The sequence below is a fragment of the Marseilla massiliensis genome (assembly GCF_016899955.1).
GTDB lineage: Bacteria > Bacteroidota > Bacteroidia > Bacteroidales > Bacteroidaceae > Prevotella > Prevotella intestinigallinarum.
Map to the genome: position 1 here is coordinate 108963 of NZ_JACJJL010000008.1, position 26916 is coordinate 135878.

The 26916-nt window shown below is 48.7% G+C and carries 23 protein-coding genes; 21 read left to right on the forward strand and 2 right to left on the reverse strand.

What is annotated here, in order from left to right; translation table 11 throughout:
- Positions 1–36 precede the first annotated feature (36 nt).
- The 21 genes from H6B30_RS06465 to H6B30_RS06565 all read left to right on the forward strand — a co-directional run bounded on the left by H6B30_RS06465 (position 37) and on the right by H6B30_RS06565 (position 23909).
- Positions 37–492, forward strand: a complete 456-nt coding sequence (locus tag H6B30_RS06465; protein ID WP_204428368.1) for a phage tail protein — start codon at positions 37–39, stop codon at positions 490–492.
- 25 nt (positions 493–517) lie between these two features.
- Positions 518–979 (forward strand): phage tail protein, encoded by a 462-nt coding sequence (locus H6B30_RS06470; RefSeq protein WP_204428370.1) that lies wholly within the window; start codon positions 518–520, stop codon positions 977–979.
- A gap of 8 nt (positions 980–987) precedes the next feature.
- Entirely contained in the window at positions 988–1146 is a 159-nt protein-coding gene (locus H6B30_RS06475; RefSeq protein WP_204428376.1) for a hypothetical protein, read from the forward strand.
- An 11-nt stretch (positions 1147–1157) separates the two neighbouring features.
- Complete coding sequence (locus H6B30_RS06480; RefSeq protein WP_204428378.1) at positions 1158–1820, forward strand: CIS tube protein; 663 nt, start codon at positions 1158–1160, stop codon at positions 1818–1820.
- Positions 1821–1857: 37 nt separating this feature from the next.
- Entirely contained in the window at positions 1858–3633 is a 1776-nt protein-coding gene (gene vgrG, locus H6B30_RS06485) for a type VI secretion system tip protein VgrG (protein ID WP_204428387.1), read from the forward strand.
- A gap of 18 nt (positions 3634–3651) precedes the next feature.
- Entirely contained in the window at positions 3652–3954 is a 303-nt protein-coding gene (locus tag H6B30_RS06490; protein WP_204428389.1) for a PAAR domain-containing protein, read from the forward strand.
- A gap of 94 nt (positions 3955–4048) precedes the next feature.
- Positions 4049–4570, forward strand: a complete 522-nt coding sequence (locus H6B30_RS06495) for a hypothetical protein (protein ID WP_205108936.1) — start codon at positions 4049–4051, stop codon at positions 4568–4570.
- Positions 4571–4749: 179 nt separating this feature from the next.
- Positions 4750–5088 (forward strand): GPW/gp25 family protein, encoded by a 339-nt coding sequence (locus tag H6B30_RS06500; RefSeq protein ID WP_239483666.1) that lies wholly within the window; start codon positions 4750–4752, stop codon positions 5086–5088.
- Positions 5089–5126: 38 nt separating this feature from the next.
- A complete protein-coding gene (locus tag H6B30_RS06505) occupies positions 5127–8363 on the forward strand; it encodes a baseplate J/gp47 family protein (protein ID WP_204428395.1) in 3237 nt (1078 codons plus the stop codon).
- A gap of 25 nt (positions 8364–8388) precedes the next feature.
- Positions 8389–9126, forward strand: coding sequence for a hypothetical protein (locus H6B30_RS06510; RefSeq protein ID WP_204428397.1), 738 nt, complete (start codon positions 8389–8391; stop codon positions 9124–9126).
- An 18-nt stretch (positions 9127–9144) separates the two neighbouring features.
- Positions 9145–11487: a hypothetical protein gene (locus H6B30_RS06515; RefSeq protein ID WP_204428399.1), complete on the forward strand. Its 2343-nt coding sequence runs from the start codon at positions 9145–9147 to the stop codon at positions 11485–11487.
- A gap of 18 nt (positions 11488–11505) precedes the next feature.
- The gene (locus H6B30_RS06520) at positions 11506–15753 is read left to right on the forward strand and encodes a contractile injection system tape measure protein (protein ID WP_204428401.1); all 4248 of its coding nucleotides are present in this window, start codon (positions 11506–11508) and stop codon (positions 15751–15753) included.
- Between the two features lie 12 nt (positions 15754–15765).
- Entirely contained in the window at positions 15766–16479 is a 714-nt protein-coding gene (locus H6B30_RS06525) for an HNH endonuclease family protein (RefSeq protein ID WP_204428431.1), read from the forward strand.
- Positions 16480–17037: an eCIS core domain-containing protein gene (locus tag H6B30_RS06530; protein ID WP_204428403.1), complete on the forward strand. Its 558-nt coding sequence runs from the start codon at positions 16480–16482 to the stop codon at positions 17035–17037. It begins immediately after the preceding gene.
- A 23-nt stretch (positions 17038–17060) separates the two neighbouring features.
- On the forward strand, positions 17061–18344 hold the full coding sequence (locus tag H6B30_RS06535; protein WP_204428429.1) for an ATP-binding protein: 1284 nt from the start codon (positions 17061–17063) through the stop codon (positions 18342–18344).
- Between the two features lie 50 nt (positions 18345–18394).
- The gene (locus H6B30_RS06540) at positions 18395–20719 is read left to right on the forward strand and encodes a hybrid sensor histidine kinase/response regulator (RefSeq protein ID WP_239483668.1); all 2325 of its coding nucleotides are present in this window, start codon (positions 18395–18397) and stop codon (positions 20717–20719) included.
- A gap of 12 nt (positions 20720–20731) precedes the next feature.
- Complete coding sequence (locus H6B30_RS06545; protein WP_118308694.1) at positions 20732–22039, forward strand: sigma-54-dependent transcriptional regulator; 1308 nt, start codon at positions 20732–20734, stop codon at positions 22037–22039.
- 654 nt (positions 22040–22693) lie between these two features.
- Positions 22694–22975 (forward strand): hypothetical protein, encoded by a 282-nt coding sequence (locus H6B30_RS06550; protein WP_205108937.1) that lies wholly within the window; start codon positions 22694–22696, stop codon positions 22973–22975.
- On the forward strand, positions 22972–23295 hold the full coding sequence (locus H6B30_RS06555; protein WP_032944609.1) for a helix-turn-helix domain-containing protein: 324 nt from the start codon (positions 22972–22974) through the stop codon (positions 23293–23295). Before H6B30_RS06550 ends, H6B30_RS06555 begins: the two co-directional genes overlap by 4 nt.
- Before the next feature lie 12 nt (positions 23296–23307).
- Positions 23308–23601 (forward strand): helix-turn-helix domain-containing protein, encoded by a 294-nt coding sequence (locus H6B30_RS06560; protein WP_055301264.1) that lies wholly within the window; start codon positions 23308–23310, stop codon positions 23599–23601.
- On the forward strand, positions 23598–23909 hold the full coding sequence (locus H6B30_RS06565; protein ID WP_118308690.1) for a helix-turn-helix domain-containing protein: 312 nt from the start codon (positions 23598–23600) through the stop codon (positions 23907–23909). The genes H6B30_RS06560 and H6B30_RS06565 overlap by 4 nt, the downstream gene beginning before the upstream one ends.
- 175 nt (positions 23910–24084) lie before the next feature.
- On the opposite strand, the gene H6B30_RS06570 is transcribed toward H6B30_RS06565, so the two are convergent.
- Positions 24085–25413, reverse strand: coding sequence for a site-specific integrase (locus H6B30_RS06570; protein ID WP_204428406.1), 1329 nt, complete (start codon positions 25411–25413; stop codon positions 24085–24087).
- 23 nt (positions 25414–25436) lie between these two features.
- Positions 25437–26660, reverse strand: coding sequence for a site-specific integrase (locus H6B30_RS06575; RefSeq protein WP_204428408.1), 1224 nt, complete (start codon positions 26658–26660; stop codon positions 25437–25439).
- Positions 26661–26916: the final 256 nt, after the last annotated feature.

Below are 26916 nucleotides of genomic sequence, written 5' to 3' on the forward strand. Positions count from 1 at the left end.
AAATTCAGTTATTAACATTTTAAAACCTAAGATATTATGGCAGAAGACGGATCAGCACAGAGCGCTACCACGTGGCCCGTGCCGGAATTTCATTTTAGCGTAGAGATCTCCGAGGTAGGAACAATCTCCTGCAAGGAGGTGTCCGGACTCGATATCGAGTTCGATGTAATTGAATACCGCTCCGGTGACATGAAGGAATTTACCAAAATCAAGATGCCCGGATTGCGCAAGAGCGGAGATGTAACCCTCAAGAAGGCGATATTCAAGGATGACAAAAAGCTCATGGATTGGCTCAACACAGTGAAGATGAACACCATCAAGCGTGCCAGCGTCACAGTGGCCCTGCTGGACGAGAGCGGAAGCCCTGTACAGAGCTGGAAACTCACCAATGCCTGGCCGAAGAAATATACCGTAGAGGGCTTCAAGGCCGACGGCAACGGCGTGTCAATGGAAACCATCGTACTCGCCCATGAAGGTGTGACACCGGCATAATGTAAACCTTAAAAAACGAACAAGCATGGCTTCTGACTCAAATACATGGAAACCTCCTGTACTATTCCACTTTCGGGTGGACTTCCAATGGAAAGGAGGAGACAAGGCATCCGCCTCCTTTGCGGAAGTGGACGGCTTGAGTCAGGAGCTTGTGCTTGATGACCATACAGTAAAATCTGATTTGACTCCCGGCCATCCCAAAGGCGTTAAACCTGCTGACATTGTACTGAAGCGTGCCATTGAGCCATTGAATGAGAAAATAACTGCATGGTTGAAGGACTGTTTCAATTTTCGAGATACAGGGTGGATAGATACGTGTACGGTTATTATATCCTTGCTCAACGAAAAAAACGAGATTGTTGCAAGATGGGTCGGTGTCCGCTCCATTCCCGTAAAATGGCAGATAGCCAGTCTGAATGCAAGTAAAAGCGAAATAGCAACTGAGACAATTACTCTTAGACATACACAACTGATAAGGAACAAATAATGCCGATTGTGATAAAGGAAATAGAAGTAAGTACTATTGTCGAGAAAAAGGTCATCATTCCGGCAGAGATTCCTGACGGTTTCTATGAGAAACTGAAAGAAAAAATCATAGAAGAATTGTCAGAACGGGAAAAGTATATATCACCGGAAAGAAGTAAGGAACGATAAAAAAGATTGCTATGCAGAAAATTATACTGAGTGCCTATACAGACAATCAATTCAAAGATGAGCATGGCTCGCCATTGAAATTTCCAATAGACCCCGAACAGATTAGTTTGGGGAAGAACATCCTTTACCGTGAAGACAAACAGCTTGGCAATACAGGTGGTAACATACGTTTTGAAAGATATGGTCCGACGACACTTTCCCTGAATTTCGTCATAGATTGTTCGGGAGTGGCGGAAGGAATCGAAAAGGGAGAACGTGTATATGATAAGGTGAAAGAAATTACCGATCTGCTCTATATTTATAAGAACAAAGGACACAGCCCTTCGTATGTCATGGTCTCATACGGTGAACTGCTTTTCAAAGGAAGACTCGCACAGATGGGTACAAAGTACACTATGTTTACCACGAAAGGCATACCCCTGCAGGCCAAGATTGAACTTTCATTCAAAGGGTATATGTGTAGTGAGGAAGAACGCAAGAAGTATTCCAAACAGTCTCCCGATATGTCACAACTCATTACCGTGAAGGCTGGAGAAACCTTGCCATACCTCTGTCACAAGATATACAGTGATTCGCTGCTTGTGCGTGAAGTGGCAAGGTTCAACAACCTTGACGGATTCAGGAATATACCGGCAGGAACGGAACTGCTGTTCCCGCCGCTCAAAAAAGAATGAACAAGCTATTGTAAACCAGTAGAAAATTAATTATAATATGGCCGACTCTCCATCGAAATATGCAGACCGTATCCTTGCCTGGACAGTTTACGCAGGCGGTACCAGGCTCGACGGTTCCTACGAACTCGTTTCAGTCAAAATACGTCTTGAACTGAACCGTATCGGCAAGGCCACCCTCTGCTTCAACGCCGGGGACATGGATACCCAGACTTTCGATGAGAGTGATTCGGACAGTTTCAAGCCCGGAAATGCCATCCGCATTGACGCAGGCGACCTGAACGACCAGAAGACCTTGTTCGAGGGCATCATCATGCAGACAGCCATCCGCATCGGGAAGGGACATCGTTCCATGATGGTGGTGGAATGCCGCGACAACGCATGGCCCGCCACGCAGGGACGGCACAACCGTATCTTCGAGAAAAAGAAGGATGCGGACATGATCAGGGAAGTGCTGAAGGATTATGGAAGCGTATCGGTGGACAGTACGGACTACCAGCATCCTGAAATGGTGCAATACTATTGTACGGACTGGGACTTCGCACTCTCCCGTGCCGATGCCTGCGGAATGTTCATCCTGACCGTGGGAAAGGACATCAAGGTGTTCAAACCGAAAGTAAGCGCGTCACCCGTACTGACCGTCACCTACGGCAACGACCTGATAGATTTCGATGCCGGACTTTCGGCAGGCGACCAGTATTCCGGCTATGATGCCGTGTCATGGAATCCGGAAGAACAGAAGCAGGTCAAGGCGTCCGCATCCGCACCGTCACTGAACAGCCAGGGCGACCTGAAGGCGGGTGACCTTTCTGCCGACGGCAACATGCTGCTCCAGACGGATGCCCCGACCGACAGTTCTGTGCTGAAGGCATGGGCGGACAGCAAGGCTTTGAAGGCCGGACTCGCCCGTTATCACGGCACGTTCAGCTTCTATGGTGCCGCCGAAGCCGTACCGGGCTGTATCATCGAGCTGAAGGGCCTCGGCAAACGGTTCAACGGGAAGGCTTTCATCGGCTCCGTGACCCATATCATCGAGAAGAACGAGTGGATTACCAAAGCCGGAATAGGTATCAGTCCCAGCAACATCACCGACGAACCGGATGTGGTAAGTCCGCCGGCAGCAGGGCTGCTTCCAGGTATGGAAGGACTACACACGGCTGTGGTGAAGAAACTGGACGGTGACCCGCTGAAGCAATGCCGCATACAGGTGGAACTGCCATGGATGGATAGCAAGGAGAAACTGCTTTGGGCACGCCTGTCAACCCTTTACGCCACAGGAGGTTCAGGTTCCTTCTGGCTTCCCGAGCCGGATGATGAGGTGCTGGTGGGATTCGTGAACAACGACCCGACGCACCCGGTAATTCTCGGAAGCCTGTACGGGAACAAGCATAAGCCTCCCTACGAATACGAAGCGAAGAACAACAGGAAAGCCCTCGTCACACGCGAGAAAATGCGCATTGAGTTCGACGAGGAGAAGAAAATAATAACGGTCTCCACACCCGGTAATAACAAAGTGGAAATCAACGACGACGGGAAATCCATCACCTTGTCCGACCAGAACGGCAACAGCGTCAAGATGGACAAGAATGGTATCTCGCTCTCGTCTGCCAAAGACATCAAGCTGACGGCAAAAGGCAACATTTCAATGGATGCCACGATGAAACTCAGCGGCACAGCCAAGCAGGATGCCAGTCTCGAAGGCATGAATGTCAAAGTGCAGGCTAAAATAGGCGCTACCGTCAAAGGCAACGCCACGGCAGAAGTTTCTGCCAGCGGCCAGACCACCATTAAAGGTGCGATGGTAATGATCAACTAAAAAAGAAAGGAGGACAATATGCCACCGGCAGCAAGACTTACAGACATGCACACCTGTCCCATGCAGACTCCGGCATTCCCATCGCCGATACCGCATGTGGGCGGCCCTGTCACAGGACCCGGAGTACCCAACGTATTGATCGGTAAACTGCCTGCGGCAGTCGTGGGCGATATATGCGTCTGCACCGGTCCTCCGGACACGATTGTCAAAGGCTCCGCAACGGTCTTTATAGGCGGGAAGCCTGCCGCCCGCATGGGCGACACGACGGCACACGGCGGCGTCATCGTAGCCGGATGCCCCACGGTACAGATAGGAGGATGAACATAAAATAACGGTATATCAAAAGTAAAGTAATTCTATGAAAGTAGAGATTCCACAGTGGTAGGTTTTTAATTAAGTAATAACTTAAAATTTGATGGATATGTATGAAACGAAGCTATGCAAAGAAAAGATTATTCGAAAAATTGAAAGGAACGATAAAGTAAAACAGAATAAAAATGCGATACAAAGGTACTTTGGCCTCCCTGGTTCCAGTATAAAATGTAAAGCTACTATTAAATATAGAACTAGTACAGGAAAGAGAATATTTCAAATAACAGAACATGGTACCGGTGGTTCAGATGCCAGTTCAAGTGCTGATGTTATCAAAGTATTTAGACTATATCGTTTGAATAAATTAGCTAATGTCCAAAAGGCAACAAATGGAAATAATCCAGGACAATGTGCTGAACCACATGCTGTTGCGGATGCTTTAAGAAAAATAAATAAAAAAAATAGATATGTTATAGATTTTATTCGAGTTAATGATGCAATAATTGCTAATCCAACACGATCCATGATTAATCAAGGACGAAATATAGGAGATATTATGCCAAGATGCGCAACGTGTGCTCAATGGATTAACACAAATAATTATGTATCTTATTTAGAAGAATAAGAATTGCATTTCGAACAATATAGACAGACATTCATTGATAAACTGAATAATGGATATCATCAAATGTTTATTGTCTGTCAAGAATAAAAATCAACAAGTTTATGAACGAAAACAGAACATTCCTCGGTAACGGCTGGAGCTTTCCTCCTGCATTAGATAAGGACGGCACTCCCACCCGGATGGCCGCCTACGAGGAGAACATCCGCCAGAGTCTGTGGACGCTGCTGAGCACTTCGCCCGACGAACGCGTCCACCGCTACGGCTACGGCTGTCCGATACGGCGATATGTATTCGAGATTATGGATGTCTCCACACAGACCCTGCTGCGCGATGAGATAGAGCGTTCCGTGGTGATGTTCGAGCCTCGCGTGGATCTGAACCGGGTGGATTTCGAGGTGGACCAGAAAGCAGGCATCCTGAAGATTTGCCTCGACTATACCATCCATCAGACAAACCGCCGTACCAACATGGTCTATCCCTTCTACCTGAATGAAGGAACGGACCTTGTCGGACTGTGAGCAAGCATTGAAAGTACGAATCCGATAAAGTTGACCCTATGGCAGAAAAGACGACATACGAACTGAAAGGCACGTTGCGGGAAGAATGTATGAAGGATACCGCAACCTTGGATGGTTTCCGTGCCTTGGAATGTGACTGGCATGAGCTGTTCCGCTGGCTCATATCCGTAAGCGGCGACCTGCCGTTACGGGACGCCGACGGTAAAGAGACGGACCGCCTTTCCTGCCTGTGGAAAGAGCATGTGCTGGTCGTGCTGGTGGAGATTGTCCGCAAGCACCTTGGCAGCTACATCACTTCTTTCGTGGAAGGACAGGGCACCTCTGCCCAAAAGTGGTTCACACGGAAACTGATGAACAATTGTACGGACTGGATATTGCGTCTAGACCGTTTCATCCGTATGTCACACGGCTACAGCTCTGACAGTCCTGCGATGTTGGTGGCCTTGGAAATCAAGGAAAGACTCGAATCCGCACTCCCTTCGAGAAAAGAGGAAAAGCGGATGCGCAGCATGCCTTCGTTTATGGACAACAGAAGCCAGCCGTATTACCAGATGCTGGGTGTCCTGGAGGATATACAGGCAAAGGCGGACACTTACATGGCCCGCATAGAATCAGGAGGCGACATGGATGCCTCGCTCGCCTTGTTGCTGACCATGGTACGGAACTATTGCGGAATTGTCTCGAATTTCAACGGCAGATTTTCGGACTGGACGGAATTCTACCGTAGGGAGATTCTGCATGACAAGCCGAAAGGAGTCGTACAGGACGGTACTTACGTCACTGTAATTCCGGACAGGAACCGGACAACGGAAACTTTCTCGCTACCCAAAGGAACCGTTTTTCCGGCAGGTAAGACATCCGGAGGCGATGACCTGCTCTACAGGCTCGATGAAAAGGCGTACGTCGTTCCCGGTAACCTGGCGTCTGTACAGTCGGTATTCCACAAGGACGGAAAGTATCACACGATGTCCCTGCTCACGGCAGAGAATCCTGGCTCCTCTCTTTTTCCCGACAGCAATGCCGCATCCGAGGAACTCGAATACGGGTGGCTGGTCGTTTCACGAAGTCTCGTTCTATCGGAGGGCAGGCGCAACGTGGAACTCGGATTCTATTTACGGAACGACGGCGGAGCATCGCTTTCCGGCCTCTGGACCGGGGAGGAGGAAGATGTCCCCTCATTCAGGCTCTTTGTCAGCAGCGAGGAAGGCTGGATGCCGCTGACAAGCAAGCCGGCATACAGGGCCGGTGGAGATGTGCTTGAATTTACCTTTTCATTCGAAGAAGATGACCCGTGTCCGGCACCGTGTGTCGGGAATGTCCACGGGCTCGATACGGAATATCCGGCTGTCAAGGTCCTTTTTGCGGACCGGAGCAAGACAGACACCCTGCCGGAAGGATTACGCATCCGGAACATACGTATTCGGACCAGAGTGGAAGGCATGAAGGGATTCATTCTGCGTGGCGACCTGGGAGATATGGATCCGGGACAACCGTTCTATCCCTTCGGCCCGTTGGGAGAACGTGGCAGCAGACTTGTGTTCGGCCATCCGGAAACGGCATTGAAGAATATTGTCAGGGTGTCTCTGAAAGGAATATGGAACCGACTGCCGGAAAAAGGCTATCGGGAAATATACCTCCACTACGGTACACGGACTGCCATCAGCAACAGCAGTTTCAAGATAGGATGTGAATGGCTGGCAGGCAACCGGTGGCGTCCGTGTACGGGTTCTCCCATCCAACTGTTCAGGACGGCAGACAATGGTGCATTGTCCGACCGCGCCGTAATGGAACTCAACCTGGACGGATCTGCCGGTTATGCGGACGCACACGACAGAAAAGGGCTTTACCGTCTCACGCTGGAATCTCCCGAAATCGGCTTCGGCGTGAATGATTATTATACGCTCTATGCGGCAGCCATGATGCACAATGGCAAGGAAAAGGAAAAACATCACATTCCCGTACCGGAAATGCCGCAGGTCCCTCTGCTGGCGGAAGCCTCTTTCGGATATGAATCGGACGAGACGTTCATACCGGGTGACACAGGTACGTCACATCTGCTTCAGGTGTCCGAAACGGCCGGATGCGATGAATACACCAGTGCGGACGGTGACTCGCTGCCTCTTTTTGTCCCTGCCATGGCAGTGCCTTCACTGGTTCTCGGGTTTACCCGGCTGGGTGACACGGCACATATCAGACTTTACTTCAGCCTGAGATATGTCATGACCGGCGACAAGGTCGCTAACTGTACAGGCAGGAACGGAAGCGGACGTATGGCCGTTTCCTGTTACCAGCACGGTGAGGGATGGAAGGAACTCCCGCAGGAATATATCCTGTGCGAAGAAACGGAAGGTCTGACACGGAGCGGATTCATCGAGGTGCAATGCCCTGAACACGGAGAAGACGACAGGGCATGGCTGATGTTCCATTTCCCCGAAGGAAGTGCCCCAACGGATACGGCAGTAGAAGGCGTCTGGATGAACTGCTTCCATGTGACAGCGGAAAACGGCGACGGGAACCCATTGCCGGCAGGCACCATTAGCTCCACGCTTGCGGAAGACAGCCGTATTGCCGGTGTGGAACAGCCGCTTCCGGGCTACGGGGGCATACCTGCCGAAACAGCTGCAGTCTCCCATATCCGTGAACGTATCCGTATTTCCACCCGTGGCAGGGCCGTATGCCCAGGCGACTACGAGGCGTTAGTCATTGAAAAGTTCTCCGATATTGAAAAGGCCTGCTGTATTCCCTCCTCCGGACAGGAAGGCGACGTGACGGTGGTGGTATTCCCCAAACCTGCCAGACGTACCTATCCGCTCCTTCCGCTGTGGAAACTTGCCGAGATGGAAGATTACCTCCGCTCGAAATCCTCCCCGTTCGCCCGGATAAGGGTCATCAACCCGGTTTACGAGCCGATAGATGTCACCTTCAAGGCAGTAGTCCGCCAAGGAGTGCAGGACATAGGCGAAGTGCGGCGCAGGCTGAAACGCCGCATCAGGAGATTTTTCTGTACCTGGCTGGAGGACGGCACCCTTCCTGACCTGGCACTGAAATTCTCTTACGAAGCTCTGCTGGCCCGTGTGGGCAACGACGAGGCCGTCACGGAGACCATCTTGCTGAGAGTCGATGGAGCCCGGAATGAAACAGCCGAAAATGACCTCTGGTACACCGCTTCGACCATTGGCGGAGTGCTGTATGTCAAGGATATCCATATCGACCTGACAGAAAACCGATCCGGGGTGGAAGAGGCACGTATCGGCGATGATTTTGTGATAAGATAATTGATAACAAATAATAGGACACACCATGGATAACAGGCATAAAAACAGGGAGACGCTCAAGTCGTACTTTCAAAAAGGTCGGGTTCCAACTGAAGAACAGTTTGCCGCCCTGATCGATTCGTTGCACAACATCAACGATGACGGATGTCTGACCGCCTCCGAGGACGACGGACTGATATTGTACCCTGCCGGCAACGGACGGGTTCTTGCTTCGCTGTTCAGCAGACAGCCCGTATTGCCGGATGCAAAACCCTTGTGGCGAATCTCGCTGGCAGATGACGGTTCGCTGGTCATCAGTAACGGACAGGGGGTGAAGTTCCTGGTTATCGGAAAGGACGGAAGTGTGGCTATGCCGGAACGAAAGGATAACGGCAGTGGAGAAGACCGGAAAGAACAGAAGGAAGAGAACGTGCCGGACAGCGACGGTATCGTGAAGGTGAAGGCCGACGGCTACTGGCACGACCTGCCCGTAGAGGCCGCCGTGAAAAGGAAGAGTGACGGATGCAGGGTGTACCGCATTTCCGCCTGCTGGCATCATCCGCGTTCCGGGAAATATGCCTTTTGCGAAGCTACCGCTTCCCATTCGGACGGTATGCGCCGCAAGATGTCGTCCCGCAGGAGACACTGGTGGGGATGGTCCGGTAAAATCAAAATACGCTGGCAGATACAGGACCGCAAGCTGTATCTGCAGATGAAAAGCTGTCGGAACAGGTACGGCGAGGAGTGCATTTCCTGCCGGATAGAGACTTTGTGGGATATGTAAAACCTAATTTCAGACAGGATGGCTGACAAATCATTATATATAACCCGCCCGGAAGGGGACGACCTTTATACCGTCCTCCAACGGAAAACGCTTGAAGAGCTTCAGCGCATTTCAGGAGAAGTGTGGACCGACTACAATCCCCATGATCCCGGAGTGACCGTGGCCGACACGGTGAACTATGCTTTGACGGAAATTGACTATAAACTGGATTTCGACCTGGAGGATTACCTGACTGATACGGACGGGACATGGCAGGTGGGCAGATACGGTCTGTTCCCGGCTTCCGAGGTCTATCCTACGACTCCCGTCACGGCCGATGATTACCGCAGGCTTGTCCTTGCCCGTTTCCCGATGGTGCAGAATGTGACCGTGAAGACAGACCGTGAAGCCCGTGCCTACGATTTCACGCTCCGCCTTTCCCCTTTCTTTGAGGATGAGAACGGTATTGTCAGCCGCGTGAGGAGTTTCCTGAACAGACACCGCAACTTGTGCGAGAACATCGGCAAAGTGGAAGTGGAACACCCGAAGGAATTGACTTTTGAAACCGAATTCGAGATATTGCCCGGATATAACGCCACCGAGATACTGGTACAGATTTATTGGAATGCCATGCAGTATCTTTCCGGTTCGGTACAACTGGAAATGGACGGCTCCGGACATTCCGGGGAAACGTGCAGCCCCGATGTCTGGTATGACGGTCCGGTAAAGGATGTACGGGTAGTGATTCCCGACCAGGTGAATACGGAGCGGGAACTCTATTGGATTCTTTACGGTATCGAAGGTGTCAGGGACTTCAAGACCTGCTGGTTCAAGGACAGGGACGGACACCCTGTAACGGACTTCAGCGACGGATATATGCTTCTGATTCCGGACGATTTCCGGAACGTGACGGTAAAGGTACGCGACGAACAGGTCTATGCCGATGTGGACGAGTTCAAGGAGAGGCTGAAAGCCATGTATTTCATGCGCTCCACCTTGCGTATGCGGCACTTCATGCAGGAAAAGGGCCGTGGCATGAATGACATGCACGGAGATACGTCCGTGCAGGAGTTGGTGCGAAAAGCCCACTATAGGAATGTATATGGCCATTATCCGGTAAGCCGGGAACTTCCCAAGTGTTACCATACCGCCGATGCGGATTTCATGAGCGGTACGGACGGGAAGGAAAGGGCGGAAGCGGTGAACTTCGGTAGCTATCTCAGGCTGTTCGACCTGCTGATGAAACGCGGTCTGGAAGAACTGGACGGGCTGAAAAGCATGCTTTCCCTGAGAGACACCGATACCCCCGGACGCATCCCCACGCTTCCGGATGAGGAACTTGACATGCGTAAGGTCAGGGACAAGTTCCGGAAAGTGGCAGACCTGAAAAACGAATACATGGATTTCCTCGACGGATTATACGGTGTGGACAGTGCCCCCGTATGGCTCAGGGAATTCGATTATTACAGCCGTACGGAAAGCGGCAGGCTGCGCCGACGGATGGCCTTCCTGAGGGAACTGCCGAGGCTGACACGTTACCGTTCACGGGGAATGGACATCACGGGAGCATACGGTGGAGAAAACATACCGGCGATAAAACGCTATCTTTCCCTCCTGCTGGACTTCAACTGCGACGAGGAGATTTCCGTAGGCAACGTACTTCCCGGGCATAACCTGATCCTGATGGGTGACGGTGAGAAAGGACAGCGCGTCCGTGAACTGATGAACTCGGCCATGATTGACGATTCCCTTTTCGTTACCGACACAGTGGAAGCAATCGAACCGGACGATCCGCCCAAGACGGAAGCGGAAAAACTGGAACGCGATGAAGAATTGAGGCGTCACCTGCCGATATTCAATTCCAACTGGATCAGCGGCTCGCTCTTCCGCGAAGGAATCCGCCTGAGTGCCTACAATCTGGTGAAAGTGGGTAACGGAGAATGGCTTCTTGTATTCCAGGGACGGGAAGAACGTCTGCGTATGAACCTCGGTCGTTCGGACGACAAGCAGAGACTCCGGGGATGGGCCAATACCCTGTGCCGTTACCTGCGTGACCTGAACCGGCAATGCGAGGCCGTATATGTGGTGGAAAAGAGCCTGTTCGACCCCGCCGAACCGCTGACGGTACTGTTGGTGTTCACCGGATGGACGGCCAGAACACGCTCCATGCGCTTCAGGGATGCCTGTACGCAACTGGCACGGTCGGTACTGCCGGCCCATCTGAAGATGGAAACCTGCTGGCTACGCTCCTCGCAGATGCAACGGTTTGAGGAATGTTACAGGAAATGGCACGACTGCTTGGCTGGCAGGTTGCCCGAAGACCTGAAACCGCTCCTGCAGAAAACAATGATGGATATAATAGAAAAACAGGGACAGGGATAGGATATAACACAGAGACGTATGACAGTGATTGACAAAATATCGTTCAGGTTCAGGATGGCGGACGAAATGTTTGCCAGAAACCTTTATGCGGACTGGGACGGGTTCTGCCGACACTGTGTGACGGACATTCTGGAAGAATTCTTCGCCGCTTACGATGACATGGAGACCTGCCTGGAAATTCCCACCTTGGAACTGGATCTGGGAAGCATACCTCAGGAACGGTTCCTTGAAGTTTTTCCTGTCAGGTTCCGCGAAGAGCTGGAAAAGAAATTCTTGTCATATAAGGAAATTTTACGGACGGATATTCCGGAGTCTGTCTCGGCCGGAAATGCCCGTACAAGACGTTTTGAAAACCTGCTGCATTATCTGGAGCACGGTTTCTGCCTGCTGGAATGGGAAAGGCCGGACTTCGACCTGTATGAAGAACTCCGCAAATACATGGATATGGGGTACGGAAACCGGCTGTTCCCCCTGATGGAACATCCCCATGTACTGGCAAGGCTGTTTACCCGACTAGACAGCGCCCAGCTTGAAAAGTTGTTTTTCAGTGCGGCTGACGGGGCAGGAACCGATTCATTCCTTTCCATGCTGTTCTCCCACGAATTTTCCCTTGGCCGATATGAACGTCAGAGACTTCTGTCCATGATTCTGGAAACGGTCCCCCAGAGTGTGGTACGGTTCATCCATGTTTCGCACGACTCCGGCAGACTGGACTTCATGGCGGAGTTGCTGGAAAATCCGCATGTCAGGTCCATCATGGCCACCGAAACGGAAGACCATGCGGAAATCGGCGTGCCGGAATACTGGTACAGACTGTACGGATGGCTTCTGGAGTATTACCCATTCAACGGGGTGCCCATGTTCGGGGACAAGCCACATTTCCGGATTCACCTGAACCGCAGCCTGCTGACTTTCATACATAAGAGAAATTCACCCGTCTATCTTTCAAAAGTGGATATGACCATGCAGTTCCTGCTGGAAGTGTTCGGAGCGGACTATTACCTGACCGTGCTTGACATCATCTACCATAACCAGCGGCTGGACAAGGACGGCTCTCCCGAAAGCGGCGACAGCTATGTATGGGAACTGTATTATATAATGCTCCAACTGTCCCTGATTCGGACAGAACAGGATACAGCCGGGCATACCGGCAGACCAACGTCTGATGAAAAGGCAGATGAAGTATTCTTGTCTGTCCAGGTTCCCGAGGCCCTTGCCCGCAATGACGGCGCATTCGACAGATGGCTGGAAAATACGGAACTGCCGGACGGGATGAAGCGCAGAACGCTCTCACAGCTGATACAGGACAAGCCTGAACTGTTAATACGGTGGCTGACAGGGCGACCGGACAGGAAGTATCTGTCCTTACTGGCGGCTCTGACCGGACAGACAGCCTTGATGAGACTTGCGGGACATGTTTCCCTGCAACTGGCAGAGACACTTGCCGTCCTGTCTGATACGGTTGAAAAGGCATCCGCATCCGTCATGTGGTTGCGGAATGCCGGAAAAGACCGGGTGACAAATGCTTTGAAGATGGCTGTATGGCAAGGGATTTCCATGGGAGCATACCCAGATTCGGATTCCGCTTCGGCCCGGATGCGGAAGCTGTCCGGATTGTTTTATAAAGAAATAACCGGACGGGAACTTCCGTCCGATGACGATGTATATGCCGGAATCCTGGAAGTTGCCGGGATGTCCGTACCGAAGACTACGGACATTACGGAAGAGCGTTCCCGCATGGATAATCAGGCTGGGAAGATAGTCACTTCCCTAAAGACCGTCCTTTCGGACAACAGCATACCGGAACAGGCAAAGAAGATATTTGTACTGCAATGGTTCGACATTTATCGGGGCAAGGAAAACGAACTGGTTTCTGTCTTGCTGTCGGAGAAACTGTCGGATACCGTCTTCGACCTGCTTGACAGGACAGCATTACGCAACCTCATCATGAGGCTCGCCGGACAGGTTTACAGTCCAGAAGCCGGGACAGATGCCATACGCTTTATCGGATGGCTTGTACAGCATATCGAGACAGTCGCAGTACTTGTGTCACGTCCTGTAAAAGACGTATGGCATTCGCTATTCCTGTCGCTCGCTTCATGGGATGCCAGGACTGTTTCCGTATCGGTGAACGATGCGGTTGTACGGTTGCTTTCTGCCGTGACCGGCAATGACAGCAACAACATAAAGACGGTTCTCGAATCACTGATCAGCCGATTGTTACGTATTCCCGATACGGCAGTAACGGATAATGAAAGGACATATCACGACTCCAATACGATAAGAACCCTTCCGGACTTGGAAGACAACTTTCTATTGTCCTTATTGGTCCGGACATGGAGATACATCCGTTCGGAGGACCGGACTTCTGAATGGCCTGCATCGGATGTTCTCTACGGCAATCCGACTAATACAGATACCGCTTTACACCGGATTCCGGAGGATGACAATCCTGATAGGGTTGCCTTGAATGAGACACGAACCGCATTTGAACAATATGTGGACGACATGACCGGACTGCTCGGCTGGTTGCGAGACGGTACATACACATCCGCATTGAAAAGTGAAGTGTTCCGTCATTATATGAACGATTCGCCCAAAGAAGCAATACGTCTGCTTCGGGAAACCGTCGCCTTGGATGAAGGCACTGTTGAACTGTGGGCTGAAATCATCGGTAAGGATGCCTTGCTTTATCTTCTCGGACAGTCAGATTCCATGTTGTCAGAAAGATTATTCCGAACCATCGGAGCGATAAATACAGTATTGTCTGGTAACGTATTGTTTACAGGCGGCAGCGAAGAATGGGAACAGTCCGTTGCGAAAGCCACACTCCGCATGATGACGGAAAGAGTGGACATGGGAATAATGAATGTGGAAGAGAGCGTTTCCCTTTTCCTGCGCCACCTTCATCATATCCTGACCGGGAACAGAGAATATACGGATGCAGACCGCGGTCAATGGGAAACAATAGAACGACAGGCTGTTCGTATAATCACGCCGGAAACACCCTTGGAGGATACTGAAAACAAGAGTACATCCGAACAGAAAGCGGCTTCACTCTCTTTCGAAGTTTCCGGAACCGGACAGGACGAAACACTCTTCGATGAATGGGCGACATGGTTGTTGTCCCCGTCTGTCAGTGATACGGAAAAATCACAGATATTACGCCATTATGCCCGCTGGCAACCGGAACTGCTCTGGAAACTGGTACGGTATTCGACCGTCAGTACTCCCGGCAGGAGGCATGTCGCTTCCGCTCAATGGAGTGAATGGCTTGGTGTTGAAGATTGGCAGGAAATGATTTCCGGCATGTCTCTCTCTCTGGGAGACACCTTGGGCCGGACAGTCGGAACGGTTTCGGAAAAATACGGAATAGAAAATAAAGTACTTGCTGAAGGACTGGTACGGTTTGTGGCTTCTTATCCTATAGAACGCATCCGTTACGGCAACGCTTCGGACATCGTCAAGAGGTATCTGGAGAATGTCATTGCCCTTTCATGGGAAAACGGAAGGCCGGAGTACATCCGTGAACGGTCCACCGGCACAGGAGTCGAAGGCAGGTCGGAACAGAAAGAACCGGAAGAAGAAAAACAGACGGAACCACCACGACCTGCCGAAAGGAAAACCGCACTGGAAGCGGTTGTCAAGCTCGTGGAAGAGGAACTGCACCTGACCGATGCGGAACAGGCGTTGGAAGAGGCCCTACAGCCGGAATACATCGAAGTGCCGAATGCCGGACTGTGCCTGCTGGCTGTTTGGTTCACGCGCCTGTTCGGAATGCTTGGCTTGCTGGAAGAAAAAGAAGACGGCAAGAAAGACCTGAAGGATACCGAAGCCCGGATCCGCGCCATCTTTATCCTGCAACGGATTGTTACGGGAGAGCCCCGTGAATACAAGGAACAGGAACTGGCATTCAACCGCATTCTTACCGGATGCCCGTTCTATGTGCCTTTACCGAAAACATTGACCCTGACCAGTCAGGAAATACAGACCGTAGAATCCATGCTTTCGGGAGTGAAGTCGAACTGGGACAAGCTGAAGAACACCTCGGTAAAAGGTTTCCAGCATAGTTTCATCGAACGTCCGGGCAAACTGGAACAGCGTGAGGACAAATGGGTGCTGTATGTGGAAAACCGTTCCTACGACATCCTGCTGGATACCCTGTCGTGGTCATATCGACAGATACGGTTGCCGTGGCTCAAGAAGAAAATCAATGTCATCTGGCGTGACAAGGAAGAATTTGACTTTGAGAATTATAACAATTAAATATATACCTATATGGAAGCGGAAAAAACCTATCAAAACAAAGTGGCGCGTACCATCCAGCAGAAGCGTAATGGTGAAGGCGCATTGGAGTTTGCGGATAACCGCCCTGCCGGAATATTGCAGGCTATAAGTAAAAACAAATTAAATCATTTAACTCAATTTCAAGTGCCTACTTCAATTAATCAAAACCCAAAGCCTCAAGCGAGAATAATTACGAGTTATAATCCTCATGGAAACAATACACCATTAAGTCCGATTGATCGTCCTAGATGGCAAGAAGGATATAGAAATGCTTATTTTAGATATAAATATAATACTGACAATCCTAACGATATGATAACTGATGTTACGGGATTAACTGCTCCAATTTGGGCCATGGAAATGGATCATATCATACCCTGGAGCCAAATTCTAAAAACAATGTTAGATGATGGAAGGTACACTCTTAGAGAAGCTAGGTTATACTATCACGATGTGGATAATTTGCAAACCTTGAATAGTCATTCGAACCGAATAAAGTCGGACAATGATAGTCCAACATATTCTGTTCCAGATACAGATTTTCATTTGGGAACATTACCAAGAGAAACACTTAATAACGTAACGAAATTAATCTATGATATAAACAATACGTCTATTTTATTATCCTATGATTCAATAAATCTTGTAAAGGGAACATATATAAAAATAAATCAAGAAATTTTCGAATGCAGAAAAAGACTATAAATGAAAGAAGAATTGCAAAACAATATTAATATTCCACGAACTATTCAGTCAAAACATAATCGCAAAGTAACATATGACTTTTTTGACAATCGCCCAAGTGGAATCCTTCAGGCCGTGGCAGAACCCGTACAACGGCTTGATGACGAAGAAGACGAACCGTTGCAGGGAAAATTCGTGCAACCCATACAGCGTGAAGAAGATGATGATGAAGCCCTACAGGGGAAATTCGAGCAGCCTGTACAGAAGAACGAGACAGGTATGCCCGATAATCTGAAAGCGGGCATCGAAGACCTGTCCGGCTTCTCTATGGACGATGTGCGTGTGCATTACAATTCGGACAAACCGGCAACCGTACAGGCATTGGCCTATACACAAGGGACGGACATCCATGTCGCTCCCGGCCAGGAGCAGCATCTGCCCCACGAGGCATGGCATGTAGCTCAGCAGATGGCAGGCCGTGTCGAACCGACCGCCGAAGTGGGCGGACTGCCCGTAAATGATAATGTGGACCTCGAACATGAGGCCGATGTGATGGGTGCAAAAGCAAACAGTTATTAAATGCAGAAATGATGTAGCCTATGATGACAGCGCATATCGAATGGTTTGAAAGGATGCTGACCACAGCCATACAACTGTATTTTCAGCAAGGGTGTGAATATGCCTCAATAGAAGAAGTCACACCCCCTGCTGACGGATGGCTGGAAGGCATGACCGGCAGACAGGAAATCACGTTCAACGAACGGGTTATTATCATGTTGGCTCTGATGCCGCATACCTGTCCGCAGGCATTGGATATCTTCTTTGTGCAGAACAAGAATTTCGACCGCCAGTACACCGAGTTCGGCGGTTGGAAAGGGTTGTCTCATGGTGGTTTCCTGCCCACCGGCGAGACCGCTTCGTTCATTATCGCCGGAGAGGACATGGAGAAAAAAAAGGCTGTCATCCACATGTTCCAGCGGGACCACTGGTTCTATACGCAGAATATTTTGCGGCTGGAAGGAGCCGGCGAAGGCGAACCGTTCCTGAGCGGCCAGCTCCGTCCCTCCGAAGAGTTCCTGAGCCATGTCCTGCTGGATCGGGAATATAAGCCCGACTATACAATCGGTTTTCCGGCCAAGCTCATTACAACCCCATTGGAATGGGAGGACATGATATTGGATTACAACACCTACGAGGCCCTTGAAGAAATCAATACATGGATTGCGCACCAGCACACCATCATGGAGGACTGGGGGTTGAAACGCATCTTGAAGCCTGGATACCGTGCCTTGTTCTATGGCCCACCTGGAACCGGAAAGACCCTTGCAGCTACTCTGCTCGGCAAGAAAAACCAGATGGACGTGTATCGTGTGGATTTGTCCATGATTGTATCGAAATACATCGGTGAGACGGAAAAGAACCTCGCCAAAGTTTTCGACCTGGCGGAGAACCGCAACTGGATTCTGTTCTTCGACGAAGCGGATGCCTTATTCGGCAAACGCACATCGACCAACACCTCCAACGATCGTCATGCTAATCAGGAAGTAGCCTACCTGCTTCAACGCATCGAGGATTTTCCCGGCACGGTCATACTTGCCACCAATCTGAAATCCAACATCGACGAAGCCTTCTCCCGCCGCTTCCAGTCTATCATCTATTTCCCGATGCCTGATGAGGAACTCCGTGCCGCTCTCTGGCGCAGTATGCTCCCGAAAGAATGGCTCGGGGATGATGCTGAAGAACTCATCGCAAAAGCCGCCGAAACGGAACTTTCAGGGGGTTCCATTACGAATGTGGTAAGACGGTGTGCATTACAACTTACCATATCCGGAATGAAACATTTGAATATAAAAATATTACACGATACATTGAATAAAGAAAGCTGAGACTTATTTCAGTCCCCGTAAGTGGACTATGACAAGAACAAAACAAAATATTGAAGAATTTGACATTACAATATAAAATATTGGTGGGCTATGCTCTTTTGTTGGCGGTCATTGGTAGCATGGCCGCCATTTTGGTATATGAACGGCAGCGGATGCGCGAAATTGAGGCTGAAACGGCAAACATAAGCCATATACGTCGTGGTATCAACACGGCTCATCGCCGTATTACGGGGCTCGCCACATTAGGTGAGGGCGTGGCGAGTTGGAACAAAGCGGACTATCTGCACTATCGTAACCGTCGACTGCAAGCTGACAGTTTACTGAACTCGCTGAAACGGCACTGCCGTGAATATGTACGCCCGGAACAGATAGACACTCTTCGTGCCCTGCTTGCCGCAAAGGAGACACATCTGCTGCACATAATGGAAATGTTTGAACGACGGACTGAAGCGGACAGCCTGCTGGTAAACCAGTTGCCGGAAGTGGCGAGGCGTGCGACACGTATCCGTACCATAGAACAAAAGAAAAAAGGGATTGCAGGATTCTTTGGGAAAAAAGAAGAAATGCAAGTAATGCCATCCGCCAAAGAACTGTACGTTTTCAGCGACAGCCTGATAGCCATACAGCAAAGGCAAGCGAGCGAAATGGATATTTATGCCGACAGCCTCCGTATGCGCAATAGGGAATTGAACAGGACATTGAACAAACTTATAAATGACCTCGACGAACAGGCACAGACTGCCTTCTCACAAAGAGAGTTAAAAATGGCAGAAGCAGAGAAAATGTCGTTCTTTTTAATGGCAGGAGTAATCGGCATGGCCATCATCCTGCTCATCATTTCGCACCTTATCATCATGCGTGACCTTAACCGCAGGGAAAGGGACAAGGCAGAACTGGAAGATACGGCAGCACAAAACCGTACACTCTCCGACATGCGCAAGAAAATAATCATCACACTTTCCCATGACATACGAGGACCTCTCAATGCCATCAGTGGCAGTGCTGAACTGGCCATGGATACTCGTGACCGTAAACGCCGCAATGCCTATCTCGGAAACATCCTTGAATCATCACGTCATATCACCCGGCTTGCCAACAGCCTGCTTGACCTCTCCCGTCTGGACGATGCAAAGGAGACCCTGAACGAAATTCCTTTCCATCTTGAATCCTTTCTGGAAAGTATCGCTGAAGAATACACACGCAAGGCGAACGACAAAGGATTGATGTTTGACAAGGCTTTTATGGGTTGCGGCATCACCGCCTTTGGCGATGCAGACCGCATAAGACAGATAGTGGTCAATATTCTGGAGAATGCTGTAAAATTCACCCGTACAGGATATATCAAGTTTATGGCAAGTCATGAAGACGGTACTCTTTCAGTACAGGTCAAAGATACGGGGATAGGAATGGACGAGAATACCGCACAACGCATTTTTCAGCCCTTTGAACGGGCTGCTCCTGATTTGGATTCAGAAGGCTTCGGACTGGGACTTTCCATTACCAAGGGGCTGGTGACCCTGTTCGGAGGAAGTATATCGGTTTCGAGCCAGATTGGTAAAGGCAGCGAATTCAAGGTAGAAATCCCGCTTAGACAAACCGATGAGCCTGCAAAAGACAATTCCCAACCGGATGCAGGAAGTCTCAGACTTCCGCGACGGGTTCTTGTAGTCGATGACGATCCGATACAATTGCGCAACACCGTTGAAATGATGGAACGGAGCGGTATCTCATGCCGAGCCTGTACCAATGCACAGGAAGTGGTCAAAGCATTGAGAACCGGAGAATACGACCTGCTGCTGACCGATATACAGATGCGTGGTACAGGAGGTTTTGCCCTGTTGCATCTGCTACGCCTTTCCAACATAGGAAATTCACGGACAATTCCCATAGCTGCAATGACCGCCCGTAACGATGGTGATACAGACCGCTATATTCAGGCAGGATTTGCCGGCTGTATCCACAAACCGTTCTATACAAGAGACCTGCTCGAATTTCTCTCGTCACTCATTGGACAGGACAGAACTATGGACAATCATTCTCCAGATTTCGAGACTCTGTATGTCACTACGGGAGATGAACGCTGGACTTTGGAGACTCTTATAGAGGAATCCAATAGGAACAGTTCTGACTTGCTGGATTCTTTGAGTCAGGAAAAGCCCGACCGGAAGCGGATATGGGAAACTCTGCACAGGATGTACCCGATGTGGGAGCAATTGGGAATAGCCCATGAGCTGGAACCGTACAGCTATGAACATTATGCGGAAGATACGGATGAGCCAACATTCCGCAATGATGTGGAAAGAATTGTCAGAAGAATAGACCGGCTGATATCTGAGACAAAAAGCCGATTATCGGAAATGGACGGACATAATTAAATGAAAACATGAATGAAATACAGAATACTGATAGTTGAAGACAACATCATGCTTGCCGGGCAACAGAAAAAATGGTTGGAAAAATCCGGTTATGAAGCAGAGATAACAATAGATGAACCAGGGGCACGAAAACTGCTCAAGAAAGAAAGTTTCGACCTTGTGCTGTCCGACGTACGCCTGCCGGAGGGGGATGGTATATCTTTGCTTGAATGGATGCGGAAAGAAAGGCTGGACATTCCTTTCATTATCATGACAGGATATGCCTCTGTACCGGGTGCTGTGCAAGCCATAAAACTGGGAGCCAAAGACTATCTGGCAAAACCGGTACAAATGGACGAACTACAGAGACAACTGAAAGACATTTTCCACCCTCGTTCCGTAATATGTGACAAGGACAAGGGCTTGCTACCCAGAAACAGCCTTCAGATGAAAGAAATCGAACATCTGGTCAAGACAGTTGCGCCGTTTGATATTTCGGTACTCATACTCGGTCCGAACGGCGCAGGAAAAGAATCGGTGGCACAGCGTATCCACTATATAGGAGAACGGAGGGATATGCCGTTTGTCGCCGTGAATTGTGGGGTTATACCCAAGGAACTCGCACCTTCACTCTTCTTCGGACACATAAAAGGTACATTTACCGGTGCCGACACCAATAAGGACGGGTATTTTGAAATGGCGAAAGGCGGCACCCTTTTCCTTGACGAGATAGGTACACTGTCTGTTGAAGTCCAGGCTATGCTCTTGCGAGTGCTTCAGGAGGGTACATACATCCCAATAGGTGGCAACAGGGAAAAGCGGGCTGACGTCAGGATTGTAGCCGCCACAAACGAGGATCTTCAACTTGCCATACAGGAAAAACGGTTCAGGGAAGACCTATACCACCGGCTATGCGAATTCGAGATTGTCATGCCTTCCCTGCACGAATGTCCTGAAGATATCCTGCCGTTGGCAAACCATTTCAGGAAGAAATTTTCCGGAGAACTAAAAAGACCAACCGAGGGATTCAGCCCTGAAGCGGAACAACTGCTTCTCTCTTACCATTGGCCGGGAAATGTGCGGGAACTGCATAACAGAATAAGAAGGGCGGTACTCATGGCAAAACAGCCGCTCATTAAAACAACCGATCTGAACATTAAAATGGAAGCGGCAACTGAGGAGATCAATCTTTTCCCCGAAAACGATGCGGAAGAGAAACGCTCGATAGTCCAGGCATTGAAAATCACCCACGGGAATCGCAAACATGCCGCAGCCATGCTGCATATCGACCCGTCCACGCTATACCGTAAGATGAAAAAATACGGGTTGAACAGGAAATAACGGGTATTCTATATGCTTGTTCGGAATAAAATGCCTACATTTGCAAATGACTGGAAATCCTGCCATGCAGGACAGACGGTCAAAACATAAGAAAAGAATATCGGCATTGCTTGGAGCCTTGCCGAATGTTACAACATAAGTCGCAAGACGTCTCAGGTAGAAATCTGGTAAATTTCAAATTGTAGAGACTATTGCGTGTAGCTTATGCTATGTCTTATAGCGTGAGCTCATGCATGATTCTACAATGGGCTTACCAGAGCCTCTACCTGATAGTGCGTGAGTTTCACGCTTCTTATTTGAAGGAAAAGGTATGGCAAGGTTACGGGTTCTGATAGCAATGACATTAGACGGCTCCATTCCGGCGGAGGACGATCCGTTGCGACAATGGCTGAGAGACGATAAGGACGGATTTTCATATGGACGCGGTAAAAGTACCCGCCGGCTATATCCGGGTTATCCGCTTGTGGATTTCATGTGCGAGAAAGATATGTCAGCCCCATCAGTCCTTTATCAAGCCGAAATACATGACGAGGAAAGCATAGAACTCCTGCGTGGCCTCTCACTTTATCATCTTATTGACGAGATAATCATCTTCCTGTTTCCCTCCACCCGTCCAGACTACAAATCCGTCTCAAAGCATATACCACAGGGTGAATGGAAAATCGTAAATACCAAAACATTCAAAAATGGAATTTGCCGCCTGATTTATTGCAAAACATTGCAATAAGGTATTGCGACATATTGCATTTGCAATACTTCCATCAGTCTCGTTTTTATGGGGCTGATTTTTTATTTCTCTATTATTCAGCTACTTGCCATGTTTTTATGTGGCAATATGCTCCATTGGTCCATGTTTTGGCCTATATCATAATGAAACCTGTTGCGCAACACGGTGTAAAAAATGGAATTATTACACTAAAACAGAATTCATTATGATACAGATAGACAGGGAGACATTCCAGATGATGCTCCATCAGATAATGGAACGGTTTGACAGGATAGATGACAGACTGAACCGCATGAACAGGCAGACGGCCGCCCTTGAGGGTGACAAACTGCTCGACAACCAGGATATGTGCGAACTCCTTGGCGTTACGAAACGCACCCTTGCACGCTACCGCCAGAAGAAGCTCGTCACATACTACATGATTGACGGGCGTACCTACTACAAGGCTTCGGAAGTCCAGGACTTCCTGAACAGGAAGGGGAAGGTGCTGCCGGCGAGAATAAAAAAAGAACTCGGTCTTCAACCCTAATAAAATGACGGTATGGAAATTATATGTATGGAAAAACAGACCTTTGATGAATTGGTTGTCCGTCTCAGCATGATCGAGAAAAAAGTCACCGGTATATGTAGTCAGACCAAAGACGCGGCACTGAAAAAATGGATGGACAATCAGGAGGTATGCGGGATTCTCCGAATATCCAAGAGAACACTTCAGGTATATCGCGAGAAAGGACTGTTGCCTTTCACCCGGATCAAGAACAAGTTCTTCTACAAACCGGAAGATGTACAAAGCCTGTTGGAATCAAGTTATCACCCACAAAAAAGAAAGCCATGAGTTACGATCTTATAAACAGAAAAGACCAGCGGATTGATATTATTTTCAAAGGGCTGGAAAACATGGAGCGCATGATAGACGCAATACGGACGGCTCCGAGACCCGCATTCCACGGTGATTATTTCCTCACGGACGAGGAACTTTCAAAACTGTTGAAAGTTAGCCGACGTACCTTACAGGAATACCGGACCCTCGGCGTGATACCTTACTACCTTATACAAGGGAAAGCCCTTTACAAAGAATCGGACATAAAGAAAGTTCTTGACGACGCATATAAAAGATGCAGGGAAGAACAGCGATGGGTATAAAACGAAGCTAAAGAGGCTGTCTCAAAATAGAGAAATTGGACAGACATACTTATAATTTATAAGTTATAGTATAAAAATCTCCTGCTTTTAGCCATATCATTAGAGTAAACTAAGGCTGAAACAGGAGATTTTTTATTTCTAAGTTTCAATCTGTAATATTTTTACTTTTGCAATTCTATTTTGAGACAGCCTCTTTGTTGTCGGACAATTGGTATCCGAATCTCCTTCTTCGTTTCTTGACAATAACATCTTCTTCATACAGACCAGGAATCCGATCCATTCCGGCTGCTTTCAGCCGTTTCATGTCCTCGTCCACTTTCCTGTCAGTCACTTTGGCATAAAGCTGCGTGGTCTCAATACGCATGTGCCCCATCATTTTGCCGACTGTCTCGATTGGAACACCCAATGAAAGGGTTATATGGGTTCCGAAATTGTGTCGTGCCTTATGAAATGTAAGTTCAAATCCGTAAACTTCACCCAACTGGTGGGCGAGCATAATGAAATACGTACGACTATACAGATTGAAGACCTTGTCATCCTTTCTCTGTTCCCGATATTTCTCTATTATCTTCAACGGAATATCCAGCAATCGGACAGAAGACAGTGTTCCTGTTTTCTGGCGATGGATATGGATCCACCATGAACCGTCTTCAGATTGGGTAATATCATTTACCCTCAATTTTTTCAAATCCGTATAGGCAAGTCCGGTAAAAGTGGAGAAGATGAACATATCCCTTACAAACTGAAGCTGTGGCTTCTCGACAGGTGTTGTAAGCAGTGTCTTCAGATCTTCCAGCTTCAGATGACGACTTTTCCGTTTGGGCAGTTCAGGATGAAGGCGACAATACGGATCACGGCGGATTGTTCCCTGGCTGACAGCCCGCATGGTCATCTTCTTCAGCCTATAAAGATGTTCATGCACGCTCTTCGGGCTTAAATTCCTGTCCGTCCTGAGAAAAAGTTCAAAGTCATCATAAAAAACACGGTCAAGGTTCCGTAAAAGAACATCCTCTACGCCACGTTTTTCCTCGATGAAAGCCGAAAGATGCTTATATGAACGCTGGTAAGAGTCATAAGTTTCTTTTATCCGGTCTATTCCGATACGTTTTTTGAACTCCTCATTATGCTCCCGGAAAAGAGCCAGGAGTGTAAGCGGCTTCTGTCCGACACCCATCACGGCATTCTTCACCTGCTCCGCCGTAATGAATCCCAGACTGCTCTTTATCCGTCTGTAATGCTCATTTATTTCTTTGGTCAAATCATCAATGGCCCGGTTGACGGTAAGGGCATTCTCACTGCGGCCGTCAGCCCGTCCTTTTTCAGGATTCCATATGGCAGGGTTAACAGATACTTTCGTTCCTATCTGTTCCCATTTGGCATCTATGCTTATCTTGCAAAGCAACTGGCACGTTCCGTCCTTGCGGACTTTGGTGCGGTTTATATAAAACAGTACCGCAAACGTACTGCGATGTCTGATTTCCGTATTGTTAATTTTTTCTTTCATAATCTTGTCCTTTTATCCGGTTATCAAATGACTACAGAAAACCTTTCAGCAATTTTCTTGTCCAATGCTTTCGTATCTGTATCTATCTTATTGTCTGTCACCTTTGCGTAATGCTGTGTGGTCTCAATACGACTGTGTCCCAACATTTTACTGACTGTCTCCAACGGGACTCCATGCGAAAGGGTAATTTCTGTCGCATAGGTATGCCGGGCTGCATGAAAAACCAACTTACGCCCTATACCGCAAATTTCAGCGATGCGTTTCAGATAACGATTCAATGAACTGTTGGAATACATGGGGAGAAGCTTTCCTTCAGGAGCCATATCGCGGTATTTTTCAATGATATGGAACGGCAGTTCCATAAGCGGTATTTCAAAATCCACACCGGTTTTCTTGCGAGAACTCCTGATCCACCAGGTACCATCTTCCGCGAGAGAAAGGTTTTCATTTGTCAGCAGACACATGTCGCTATAGGGAATACCCGTATAACAGGAAAACAGGAACATATCTCTCACATGATAAAGAATCTGATCATGGAGAGGTGTTGTCATAATCCTATTCAATTCTTCGGAGGTGAGATATTTCTGTTCCGGTTTCGGATGTACCGGTTCATATCCGACAAACGGGAATACTGTTATTATACCGTCAGCAATAGCTTCTCCGACAATTGTTTTCAGTTGGACCGTAAGATTGACTATTGTGCCTGAAGCCAGACAACATTCCGTACGTAGATACAAGTCATATTTTTCAATGAAGGAACGGTCCAATGCGGCAAAAGGGATATCTGACAGCTTATATTGCATCTGTAAAAAACGTACCAGATGATTGTAGGAATTGCGGTAAGCCCTCAATGTCTTTTCCGTACGATTGATCCCAACGCGTTTCTCGAAATTTCTAATGAAAAGTCTGAAATAGCTTAACAGGGTTTCCTGTTCCGAAGCCATACCCAAAAGTTGATGCTTTACATCCTCTGCTGTTACATCCTCACGGATTGCAGATTGTTCCGCATAGATGCCGAGCGCGGCAGCACGTATTTCATCCAGTCTGTTGTTTATGTCTCTTGCCGCAACACTTTTTCCACACGCCCGTCCGGATGACCACAATGACTGTGGCACACGAAACTTGACACTGAATGCTGTTTCAGAGTGCTTGCCGACAATAAGCCGTGCCATCACGGGACAGTTTCCCCTGGCATCCGCCTCGCTCTTTTTAAGGTAGAACGAAACCTTTACATCTGTCTGATTCATAATCTGTTCCATTGTTTGCAAAATTAACAGAGACAGAGTTAATCATCGGCATGTAAAATATCGTCAGACATCGACAAAGCTATCACCATTGACTTCCGGAACCAATATTTTTCATATCTCAAAAAAAATAAGTACCTTCGCTAAGCCAAAATGATGAAACTGCGTTCTTTACGGTCGGAGCAGAAAGGATTTTCAAACAAATCCATACAACTGGAATGGGCAACGGATAGGTAGCAATTTTTTCGTTTAACTATTC

Excerpts from the sequence above, each read along its gene's own strand:
- H6B30_RS06465 (WP_204428368.1), top strand. The coding sequence starts at position 37 with ATGGCAGAAGACGGATCAGCACAGAGCGCTACCACGTGGCCCGTGCCG.
- H6B30_RS06470 (WP_204428370.1), top strand. The coding sequence starts at position 518 with ATGGCTTCTGACTCAAATACATGGAAACCTCCTGTACTATTCCACTTT.
- H6B30_RS06480 (WP_204428378.1), top strand. The coding sequence starts at position 1,158 with ATGCAGAAAATTATACTGAGTGCCTATACAGACAATCAATTCAAAGAT.
- vgrG (WP_204428387.1), top strand. The coding sequence starts at position 1,858 with ATGGCCGACTCTCCATCGAAATATGCAGACCGTATCCTTGCCTGGACA.
- H6B30_RS06490 (WP_204428389.1), top strand. The coding sequence starts at position 3,652 with ATGCCACCGGCAGCAAGACTTACAGACATGCACACCTGTCCCATGCAG.
- H6B30_RS06495 (WP_205108936.1), top strand. The coding sequence starts at position 4,049 with ATGGATATGTATGAAACGAAGCTATGCAAAGAAAAGATTATTCGAAAA.
- H6B30_RS06500 (WP_239483666.1), top strand. The coding sequence starts at position 4,750 with ATGGCCGCCTACGAGGAGAACATCCGCCAGAGTCTGTGGACGCTGCTG.
- H6B30_RS06505 (WP_204428395.1), top strand. The coding sequence starts at position 5,127 with ATGGCAGAAAAGACGACATACGAACTGAAAGGCACGTTGCGGGAAGAA.
- H6B30_RS06510 (WP_204428397.1), top strand. The coding sequence starts at position 8,389 with ATGGATAACAGGCATAAAAACAGGGAGACGCTCAAGTCGTACTTTCAA.
- H6B30_RS06515 (WP_204428399.1), top strand. The coding sequence starts at position 9,145 with ATGGCTGACAAATCATTATATATAACCCGCCCGGAAGGGGACGACCTT.
- H6B30_RS06520 (WP_204428401.1), top strand. The coding sequence starts at position 11,506 with ATGACAGTGATTGACAAAATATCGTTCAGGTTCAGGATGGCGGACGAA.
- H6B30_RS06525 (WP_204428431.1), top strand. The coding sequence starts at position 15,766 with ATGGAAGCGGAAAAAACCTATCAAAACAAAGTGGCGCGTACCATCCAG.
- H6B30_RS06530 (WP_204428403.1), top strand. The coding sequence starts at position 16,480 with ATGAAAGAAGAATTGCAAAACAATATTAATATTCCACGAACTATTCAG.
- H6B30_RS06535 (WP_204428429.1), top strand. The coding sequence starts at position 17,061 with ATGACAGCGCATATCGAATGGTTTGAAAGGATGCTGACCACAGCCATA.
- H6B30_RS06545 (WP_118308694.1), top strand. The coding sequence starts at position 20,732 with ATGAAATACAGAATACTGATAGTTGAAGACAACATCATGCTTGCCGGG.
- H6B30_RS06550 (WP_205108937.1), top strand. The coding sequence starts at position 22,694 with ATGGAAAATCGTAAATACCAAAACATTCAAAAATGGAATTTGCCGCCT.
- H6B30_RS06555 (WP_032944609.1), top strand. The coding sequence starts at position 22,972 with ATGATACAGATAGACAGGGAGACATTCCAGATGATGCTCCATCAGATA.
- H6B30_RS06560 (WP_055301264.1), top strand. The coding sequence starts at position 23,308 with ATGGAAATTATATGTATGGAAAAACAGACCTTTGATGAATTGGTTGTC.
- H6B30_RS06565 (WP_118308690.1), top strand. The coding sequence starts at position 23,598 with ATGAGTTACGATCTTATAAACAGAAAAGACCAGCGGATTGATATTATT.
- H6B30_RS06570 (WP_204428406.1), bottom strand. The coding sequence starts at position 25,413 with ATGAAAGAAAAAATTAACAATACGGAAATCAGACATCGCAGTACGTTT.
- H6B30_RS06575 (WP_204428408.1), bottom strand. The coding sequence starts at position 26,660 with ATGAATCAGACAGATGTAAAGGTTTCGTTCTACCTTAAAAAGAGCGAG.